Annotated in this window: 6 protein-coding genes; 2 read left to right on the top strand and 4 right to left on the bottom strand. The window is 64.0% G+C overall.

The window, feature by feature from the left end:
* Nucleotides 1–557 (top strand): hypothetical protein (locus MKK65_RS07880; protein ID WP_243956859.1); only part of this gene is annotated, 557 nt, incomplete at its 5' end.
* 100 nt (nucleotides 558–657) lie between these two features.
* Complete coding sequence (locus MKK65_RS07885) at nucleotides 658–1,065, top strand: helix-turn-helix domain-containing protein (protein ID WP_243956861.1); 408 nt, start codon at nucleotides 658–660, stop codon at nucleotides 1,063–1,065.
* Here MKK65_RS07885 and MKK65_RS07890 read toward each other — a convergent pair.
* From MKK65_RS07890 to MKK65_RS07905, 4 genes are all read right to left on the bottom strand, one after another.
* A complete protein-coding gene (locus MKK65_RS07890) occupies nucleotides 1,056–1,481 on the bottom strand; it encodes a hypothetical protein (protein ID WP_243956863.1) in 426 nt (141 codons plus the stop codon). The two genes, MKK65_RS07885 and MKK65_RS07890, sit on opposite strands and share 10 nt — an antisense overlap.
* A gap of 89 nt (nucleotides 1,482–1,570) precedes the next feature.
* Nucleotides 1,571–3,739 carry a putative bifunctional diguanylate cyclase/phosphodiesterase gene (locus MKK65_RS07895; RefSeq protein WP_243956865.1) on the bottom strand — a complete coding sequence of 723 codons (2,169 nt, stop codon included), beginning with the start codon at nucleotides 3,737–3,739 and terminating at the stop codon, nucleotides 1,571–1,573.
* A 486-nt stretch (nucleotides 3,740–4,225) separates the two neighbouring features.
* On the bottom strand, nucleotides 4,226–5,920 hold the full coding sequence (locus MKK65_RS07900) for a methyl-accepting chemotaxis protein (protein ID WP_243956867.1): 1,695 nt from the start codon (nucleotides 5,918–5,920) through the stop codon (nucleotides 4,226–4,228).
* Nucleotides 5,921–6,014: 94 nt separating this feature from the next.
* Nucleotides 6,015–6,227, bottom strand: coding sequence for a hypothetical protein (locus tag MKK65_RS07905; RefSeq protein ID WP_243956868.1), 213 nt, complete (start codon nucleotides 6,225–6,227; stop codon nucleotides 6,015–6,017).
* Nucleotides 6,228–6,528: the final 301 nt, after the last annotated feature.

Raw genomic sequence — 6,528 nt, forward strand, 5'->3', positions numbered from 1 at the left:
GCAACAGCTGCAACTTGTGCAAGGCACAATTGCAACCCTGGGTGTTTCACGAGATGGGCCTTAATCGTATCGCCCTCGGGAGGGCGATGGGCCTTCCTGAGATCGGGGCACCCGTCATGGACCAGATCGAGGAGCGCGCGCCGGGCCTGCTGCGCAACCTCGCTACGCACGCGGGTCCGGCACGCGACAGACTGTGTCTGTCCCGGGACAACGCAGCCGGCTTGGCCTGCCTACCGCCCGAGGTGCTTGCGGCTATCGAGACCGGCAACGGCCGCATGTTCTCCCCCGCAGAACTGACGCACGTCGGGCGGGAGGCAGGCCAAGCGGGCTGCGTTGTCCAGGGACAGACGCAGTCGGTCGCGTGCCGGACCAGCGTGCGTCGCGAGGTTGCGCAGCACGACGTGCCGCCGCTCCTCGATCTCGTCCATGAGGGGTGCCCCGATCTCAGGAGGGCCCATCGCCCTCACGAGGGCGATACGATTAAGGCCCATCTCGTGAAACACCCAGGGTTGCAATTGTGCCTTGCACAAGTTGCAGCTGTTGCGCCGCGGCACTAGCGGTTGTGCAACGTAATGAGTTACAATCCTGGGTCGGTTTTAGACGGCTGGACCGGCAGCTGTGCGTTCAGCCTCCCCCCTGTAGAAAACTGATCCTGCGATGACCTCCACCAATGCGCCGAAGCTGGCGACCGAAGCCGACCGTGAGATCGGCAGCCGTATCGCGGCGGTCCGGGCGGCGCAGGGTCTGAGTCAGACCGCGCTCGGTCAAGCCATTGGGGTCAGCTTCCAGCAGGTGCAGAAATACGAGAAGGGTCGTAATCGCATTGGGGCGAGCCGACTGCAGAGGATCGCCGATCAGCTCAAGGTGCCGGTCGAGACGTTTTTCGCTGGTTCACAGGGAAACGATGACCGGGAGGCCGTTATCTCGGCCGTCTTCAATGACCCGAAGGTAGTGGAACTCGTCCTCGCGTTCACGGGTCTCGCCGACGAGACCACACGCGATAGCGTCCTCTCGATCGTCAAAACCGCTGCTACAATGCAACGGAAGTGTGCTGGTCAGGCGTAGGGACCGCCGAACAGGTCGCCCATCGCCTTCCGCTGGAACAGCGTGCGCCAGCGCCGTCTTTGATGCTCGGGCCGGTCGTGGATCACGTGGCAGCGCCGGCAGAATGCCGCGAGGTTGGCATCCGCGTTGTTGGCCGTGTCGTGATCCCGGTGGGCTGCTGCCAGCACGACATGGGTCCTGCGGGCGCGGCCGAGGATGTCAGTGCCCGACCTGATCCGGATCCGACGCCCCCATCCATCGCGCCAGCGGCCGGCCTCAGCGTCCCACCAGCGGCCATCGCCGAGGTGGTAGACCATCTGCCCATGCGGTCGCCCGCAGCTCTCGCAACGGCCCTGTGCCCGACCGAAGCGGATCGCCATCGACAGCTCGCACCAATCGATCGGGTAGAAGAAGCGGTGCTCTGGCCGGATCGGCATGGGGGCCAGTGTGACGCCGATAGTGAAGACAGCGTAGCATTTAGTCTCAGACGCGGCAGGTCACGTCGCAGCCCGGGCCACGCGCAACGTCAGGCAGCCGCCGATGAGGTTTCCACCCCTTGCTCGGCGCCCAGACCAAACCGAGTTGCGAACACATCGGCGGGCATCGGCTTGCCGAACAGGTACCCCTGCCCCTCTTGGCAACCCTTCTCGCGCAGACGCGCATACTCCGCCTCTGTCTCGATGCCCTCGGCAATCACCGCGAGCCCGAACCCACACCCAAGCTGCAGGATCGCCCGCACGATCGTTACATCCTGGTGCGAGGCCAGCATGCCGGTCACGAACGAGCGGTCGATCTTCAGTCGGGTCAACGGAAAGCGCTTGAGCAGGCTGAGCGACGCATAGCCGGTGCCGTAATCGTCGAATGCGATGCCCACCCCAGCCGTGCGTAAGCTGCGCAACGCTGCGATCACCTCGGCATCGTGGCGTAGTACGATGTTCTCGGTGATCTCCAGTTCGAGGCCAGCAGCGGGCAAGTTGGTGTCCCGGAGGATCGCCTGGACCGTCTCGGCAAGATCGCCGCGCTGGACCTGCGCGCTGCACAGGTTCACCCCTATCCGGAACTCAGGTGCTCCCGCGTTGCGCCATATTACAGCTTGTTCAGCGGCGGTGCGCAGCACCCAGTCGCCGACTTGGGCGGCATACCGGCTGGTATCCAGCGCGTCGAGGAATGCCATAGGCGCGAGCAGCCCTCGCTCCGGGTGCTGCCACCGGATCAACGCCTCTGCCCCAACCAGTACACCATCGCCGAGGCGTACCTGCGGTTGATAGAACAGCACGAACTCACCGCGTTCGACGGCCCGACCCAGTTCGTCGCGGCAGGTGTGGAGGCGCTGTGCCTGCTGCCGCAGCACGGGGGTGAACAGCCGGTGGCAAAGCCGACCGTCGCCTTTGGCCTGGTACAGGGCCAGATCCGCGCACGAGAGCAGGTCGTCCGCACTCTCGCCGTGGGTCGGGGCCAGGGCGATGCCGACGCTAGTGCCGAGGCGGAGCGTCTGACCCTCGTGCTTGAACGGCTCCGCGACAGCAGCGATGATCCGATCCGCCACCTCGGCTGCCCGCAGCGGATCGGCAGTGTCGGGCATGAGCAGTACGAACTCATCCCCGCCCAGACGCGAGACCGTGTCGATCGGGCGAACGCATGCCAGCAGACGGGCGGCGATCGCCTTGAGCGCGGCGTCGCCGGTGGCATGCCCGTGTCTGTCGTTGATCTCCTTGAAGCCGTCGAGATCGAACATCAGCACCGACACGGTACGTGCGGCGGCGACGATCTCGGTCAGCCGCTCGCACAGTACAGCCCGGTTAGGCAGTTCGGTCAGCGGATCGAGGTGGGCGAGGCGGAACAGACGGTCCTCATTGGCGCGCCGCTCGCGGATATCGCGCATGATCGAACCGAACGCGGCACGCCCCTCCTCCTGCCAGCGCGACAACGACAGTTCGATCGGGAACTCGTTCCCGTCCTTATGACGAGCTGGCAGCTCGACCGTCTTGCCCAGGAGCCGGGGCTTGCCCCCGCCGGCGACGCGGTGCAGGCCACCGCCATGACCGCCCTGCATCCGCTCGGGCACGATCAGGTCGATGGGCTGCCCAATCGCTTCGGCGGCACTGTGCCCGAACATCCGCTCGGCGGCGGCATTCCAGAAGGTAATGTGGCCCGTTGCATCGGCACAGACGATGCCGTCCGGCGAAGTCGCTGCGATCTGGACGAAGCGCGACTGGCCCGCTCGCTCGGCAACTTCCAGCCGGCGCAGCTCCATGCGGTCGAGGACAAGATCGGATAGCTGCTGTAGGATCTGCCGGTCGGCGTCGGAGAAGCTGTTGCGCGGCCGCGTGTCGGCGAGGCAGAGCGTACCGACGGCATGGCCTGAAGGCGCGTGCAGCGGGATGCCGGCGTAGAAGCGAATGTACGGCGGCCCGGTGACGAGCGGGTTGTCGTGGAAGCGTGGATCGAGGGCGGCGTCGAGGATGACGAGGGCGTCACGCTGCGTGATGGTATGCGAGCAAAACGCCACCTCTCGGTCCGTCTCGCACAGGTCAAGGCCGACCTTGGCGTGAAAGACCTGACGGTCGCGGTCGAGCAGAGAGACGAACGCGGTCGGGACCTGGAACAGGCGTGCGGCCAGGGCGACGACCTGAGCGAAGGCTGGTGCTGGTGCTGAGTCGACGAGATCGTACTCAGCCAACGCGGCGATGCGCATGTCCTCCGCGACGAGGATTGAGGGAAGCCGCACAGCAGGAACCCGAGATTGCGTTCGTCTGCTGTTGTGCCCTTAGGTTGTTAATGGAACCCCTACAGTGCGGTGCGGTGTCGGCACTGTTCTAAACACCGCAACACCTGCTGTAAGCGCCGGGAGGGGGGCTACCAGCCTGGAGATCTACGGAAGCGATCGAACCAGGTCTGCGAGCCTGAAGAATGTAGAGGTTACGCCGTTCTCGATCAGCGGCTGACCCCTGATCCCGTTACTCCCTATCAGCGGCTGACACGGGTGCCCGGATCATCGGCAATCCGGCCTATCGCAATCAGGTGCTTGTGCCTTGTCCTGTGCGCCCAATTCGGTACGACGTCGGGTGCACAGAGGCTGGAGGCCGGCCTCAAAAAGCAGAAAGGGCGACTTGCTCCTGAAGTGGAGGAAGTGGCCCCTTCGCTGACCTGGTCCAGTGTAACCCTAGAAAGCCTGAACGCTTTACGCCGCACGCACGGTTGCCAGGAAGCGTCCGACCTCGGCCGCGAGATGCTCGGACTGGCGCGACAGTTCCGAGGCCGCCCCAAGCACTTGGCTCGCCGCGGCGCCGGTCTCCTCGGAAGCCCGGGCCACCCCGGAGATGTTGTCGGTCACCTCGCCGGTGCCCATTGCCGCCTGGCTGACGTTGCGCACGATCTCCTGAGTGGCCGCGCCCTGCTGCTCGACTGCTGCGGCGATCGAGGTCGCAACGCCGCTGATCTCGCGGATCCGTGTCGTGATCGCTCCGATGGCGCCGACCGCCTGACCCGTCACACCCTGGATATGTGCGATCTGCCCCGAGATCTCGCCGGTGGCCTTCGCGGTCTGCTCGGCGAGCGCCTTTACCTCACTGGCGACCACCGCAAAGCCCCTCCCTGCGACACCAGCGCGAGCCGCCTCAATGGTAGCGTTGAGGGCCAACAGGTTCGTCTGGCCGGCGATCGAAGAGATAAGCCCGACCACATCACCGATGCGGGCGACTGCAGCGCTCATCTCTCGCACCAACGTTCCAGTCTGATCGGCTTCTACGACCGCCGTTCTAGCCAAGTCGGCGGAGCCGGCCACCTGACGGCTGATCTCCTGCACTGACAGGCCAAGCTCCTCGGCGGCTGCCGCGACCGTGGTAACGTTCACGCCCGCCTCATGTGCGGCCGCAGCGACTGAGCTCGAACGAGCTGCCGTATTCCCTGCCGTGCTCTCCATAACCCGCGCGGTGTTTTGCATGTCACCGGCTGCAGCCGACACGTGACCGACGATGGCGTTCATCGTGCTCTCGAAAGCGCGCGTCGTCGCATCGATCCGCTCAGCCTGTTGGATTTTCTGCCCCTGCTCGGCTTGCCGCTCTTCGGCCAAAGCCCGTGCTGCGAGGGCATTGTCTTTGAACGCCTGAACTGCCTGCGTGATGTCGCGAACCTCATCACGCTGCTTGGTTGAAGGGACTGTAACGTCGAGATCCCCGTGGGCCAGCTTGAGCATCACGGCTGTCAGAGGTCTCAGAGGTCGGATCGCACGGTAGGCCCAAAGGCCGAACCCCACGCCGACGGCAGCGGCCAGTCCAAGGAGACCGAGCATGAGAAGGGTGAAGGCGTGCGAAACCGACCGCACGTCGGCGCCGATGCTCTGGTTGCGGGCTTCCTGCAGGTCGATGAACTGGTTGATACGACCGAGCCATTCAACGAACGCGGGGCGTGCGTCCTGCATCAGGATGGAGCGGGCCTTCTCGAACTGACTCGCCTGCTGAAGCTCGATGACCTCCTTCATCAAAGGCAGTGTTTTAGCCTCAATCTGCTTAATGTTGCCGAGGATCATTCGCTCCTCGGCAGAGGTTTCAAGGTGTTCAATAAGCATGCGATCCATGCTGGCAGCGGAGCGAGCATATGCGTCCGAGAGCCGGGATATATCTGCGAGTACCGTCTCGCGCGAACGCTGGTCAGACACCAGAGTGAAATCGCGGAGACTGATTGCACGATCATGAACGCTGCCACGGAAATTGATGGCGTAGCGTTGTTTAACAGAATTGAGATCGTTGATTGTTTCCAGACTTTTATCTATTGAGCGCACTTCGGCGACGCCGTAGATGGTTAGTGCCACCATTGTCGAAAGTATAGCGCCGTAACCGAGGACGACTTTCGTGCTTAAGCGTATATTGGCAAGCATGACGCTTCATGATCCATAGGACGATTAGCTTGGGATCGCTATGGACAGTTTTGTATAAAGAATTTCTTCCGCGACGGGGTAAATTCCTGACTACCTAAGCTTGTCGAGTGATCATCCGCGATCGCGCGTTCGCCGCCTCCGCTTCCTCAGCCGCGACAGCCTCGACTGCAGCGATGACGTTCTCCAACTCGGCGACCTGGCGTATCGTGCTTCCAGCCGGCAGCCCGTCGTGCTCGGCCATCGCCAAGATAAGCGTGCGCTGGTGCGCCTTCAGGCGTTCGAGGAGGGCTTTGAGCTTGTCGGACATCGGCGGGCTGTACCGGCGAGCATAGGGCTCGACAACCTATCCACCTCGACAGCTACGCTTCCTGCGCCCATCTTGGCCGCCATGCGCTACGCTCTCGCCCCCGTTCTGTTCATCGTGGCCGGAAGCGCCAGCGCTCAGAACGGGCCGCTCGATGGCAGCGCTGATCGGCCCCCACGAGGTGGTCCAAGGGTAGAGTTAGTGCACGGTGGGCCGCTCCGCCACGGGTAGCTTGGCCGGCGGAGCTGGTCTGGCAAGCGCAGCCGGCCAAGCGGAGAAGGCTGGCATGAACACCTCCGGGGCC

It is taken from the genome of Methylobacterium sp. J-001, from assembly GCF_022829565.1.
Lineage (GTDB): Bacteria > Pseudomonadota > Alphaproteobacteria > Rhizobiales > Beijerinckiaceae > Methylobacterium.

Bases quoted from the DNA above. Each gene is read 5' to 3' on its own strand.
- MKK65_RS07885 (WP_243956861.1), top strand. From the start codon at position 658: ATGACCTCCACCAATGCGCCGAAGCTGGCGACCGAAGCCGACCGTGAG.
- MKK65_RS07890 (WP_243956863.1), bottom strand. From the start codon at position 1,481: ATGCCGATCCGGCCAGAGCACCGCTTCTTCTACCCGATCGATTGGTGC.
- MKK65_RS07895 (WP_243956865.1), bottom strand. From the start codon at position 3,739: ATGCGCATCGCCGCGTTGGCTGAGTACGATCTCGTCGACTCAGCACCA.
- MKK65_RS07900 (WP_243956867.1), bottom strand. From the start codon at position 5,920: ATGCTTGCCAATATACGCTTAAGCACGAAAGTCGTCCTCGGTTACGGC.
- MKK65_RS07905 (WP_243956868.1), bottom strand. From the start codon at position 6,227: ATGTCCGACAAGCTCAAAGCCCTCCTCGAACGCCTGAAGGCGCACCAG.